This window comes from Aquitalea sp. S1-19 (assembly GCF_024343515.1).
In genome coordinates this window covers 1-1,878 of sequence record NZ_RJTZ01000252.1, presented here as the reverse complement: position 1 = coordinate 1,878, position 1,878 = coordinate 1, and the positions used below count along the sequence as shown (strand labels likewise).

Genomic DNA, 1,878 nt, shown 5'->3' with positions numbered 1-1,878 from the left:
GTGGACTGGCGTTATCAGGCCTGCCTTGCGCGCGCGCCGCGTTAAGCACGCTGGCGAAGTTTGCGCCAGAGCAGGAGTAGGGCGCCAGTGCACACGATGGCGATAAAGGCGGCTTCTTCCAGATGTTTGAGTTCGCCCAGCAGCAAGGTCAGCGCACTGCCGAAGGCATAGCCTAAGCTCGCGAACAGGCTGGCCCAGATGGCGGCACCAATGGCGTTGTAAAAGGCGAAGGTGGCAAAGGGGATGCGGCTCATGCCCATGATGGCTGGGCCGGCGGTGCGCAGGCCCAGCATGAAACGTATGCCGATAATGAGCGGGGCATGCCATTTGTCCAGTAGGGTATTGATGCGCGGCGTATGGCGGGCCAGTGCCGGAAAGCGGGCCAATAGCCATTGGCCGCGCCAGCGCCCCAGGCTGAAAGCCAGCATGTCGCCGCAAAACCCGCCAGCAGCAGCGACCGCCATGACCCAGGGCAGGCTCAGCCAGCCGCGGTGCGCGGCAAAGCCGGCGGCAAGCAAAACGGTTTCGCCTTCGATGGCTGTGCCGGCAAACAGGGCGTAGTAGCCGTACTGGTCGATCAGGGTGCTGAGCATGGCTGTCAGTGGAGGGGGTTTGATGCTGACAGTGTAAATGGAGCGGCAGCGACTTGCCGGATGCAAATACAAAAAGCCCCGACCGGAGTCGAGGCTTTTGTATTTTTGGTGGAGGTAAGCGGGATCGAACCGCTGACCTCTTGCATGCCATGCAAGCGCTCTACCAACTGAGCTATACCCCCAAAACTGCTGGCGTCCCCAGGGGGAGTCGAACCCCCGTTATCGCCGTGAAAGGGCGGTGTCCTAGGCCACTAGACGATGGGGACCTTAATGGTCGGTCGAAGCGATGTTGCGGCTTCAGGCCTGAGTCTTCTGGTGGAGGTAAGCGGGATCGAACCGCTGACCTCTTGCATGCCATGCAAGCGCTCTACCAACTGAGCTATACCCCCAAAACTGCTGGCGTCCCCAGGGGGAGTCGAACCCCCGTTATCGCCGTGAAAGGGCGGTGTCCTAGGCCACTAGACGATGGGGACCTTAATGGTCGGTCGAAGCGATGTTGCGGCTTCAGGCCTGAGTCTTCTGGTGGAGGTAAGCGGGATCGAACCGCTGACCTCTTGCATGCCATGCAAGCGCTCTACCAACTGAGCTATACCCCCAAAACTGCTGGCGTCCCCAGGGGGAGTCGAACCCCCGTTATCGCCGTGAAAGGGCGGTGTCCTAGGCCACTAGACGATGGGGACCTTAATGGTCGGTCGAAGCGATGTTGCGGCTTCAGGCCTGAGTCTTCTGGTGGAGGTAAGCGGGATCGAACCGCTGACCTCTTGCATGCCATGCAAGCGCTCTACCAACTGAGCTATACCCCCAAAACTGCTGGCGTCCCCAGGGGGAGTCGAACCCCCGTTATCGCCGTGAAAGGGCGGTGTCCTAGGCCACTAGACGATGGGGACCTTAATGGTCGGTCGAAGCGATGTTGCGGCTTCAGGCCTGAGTCTTCTGGTGGAGGTAAGCGGGATCGAACCGCTGACCTCTTGCATGCCATGCAAGCGCTCTACCAACTGAGCTATACCCCCAAAACTGCTGGCGTCCCCAGGGGGAGTCGAACCCCCGTTATCGCCGTGAAAGGGCGGTGTCCTAGGCCACTAGACGATGGGGACCTTAATGGTCGGTCGAAGCGATGTTGCGGCTTCAGGCCTGAGTCTTCTGGTGGAGGTAAGCGGGATCGAACCGCTGACCTCTTGCATGCCATGCAAGCGCTCTACCAACTGAGCTATACCCCCAAAACTGCTGGCGTCCCCAGGGGGAGTCGAACCCCCGTTATCGCCGTGAAAGGGCGGTGTCCTAGGCC

The 1,878-nt window shown here is 60.5% G+C and carries 1 protein-coding gene and 7 tRNA genes; all 8 read right to left on the bottom strand.

Annotation, left to right across the window (positions count from 1 at the left end):
• Positions 1–41: 41 nt before the first annotated feature.
• Positions 42–593, bottom strand: a complete 552-nt coding sequence (locus EGI20_RS17955; RefSeq protein ID WP_498630194.1) for a DedA family protein — start codon at positions 591–593, stop codon at positions 42–44.
• Between the two features lie 106 nt (positions 594–699).
• Positions 700–775: transfer RNA gene (locus tag EGI20_RS17950), tRNA-Ala, on the bottom strand.
• An 8-nt stretch (positions 776–783) separates the two neighbouring features.
• A tRNA-Glu gene (locus EGI20_RS17945) sits at positions 784–859 on the bottom strand.
• A gap of 47 nt (positions 860–906) precedes the next feature.
• Positions 907–982 (bottom strand) — tRNA-Ala (locus EGI20_RS17940).
• A gap of 8 nt (positions 983–990) precedes the next feature.
• Positions 991–1,066, bottom strand: a tRNA-Glu gene (locus tag EGI20_RS17935).
• Between the two features lie 47 nt (positions 1,067–1,113).
• Positions 1,114–1,189, bottom strand: a tRNA-Ala gene (locus tag EGI20_RS17930).
• Between the two features lie 8 nt (positions 1,190–1,197).
• Positions 1,198–1,273: transfer RNA gene (locus EGI20_RS17925), tRNA-Glu, on the bottom strand.
• Positions 1,274–1,404: 131 nt separating this feature from the next.
• Positions 1,405–1,480: transfer RNA gene (locus EGI20_RS17920), tRNA-Glu, on the bottom strand.
• Positions 1,481–1,878 lie beyond the last annotated feature (398 nt).

What these genes read in the sequence shown, in the direction of transcription:
- EGI20_RS17955 (WP_498630194.1), bottom strand. Translation starts at nt 593, where the DNA reads ATGCTCAGCACCCTGATCGACCAGTACGGCTACTACGCCCTGTTTGCC.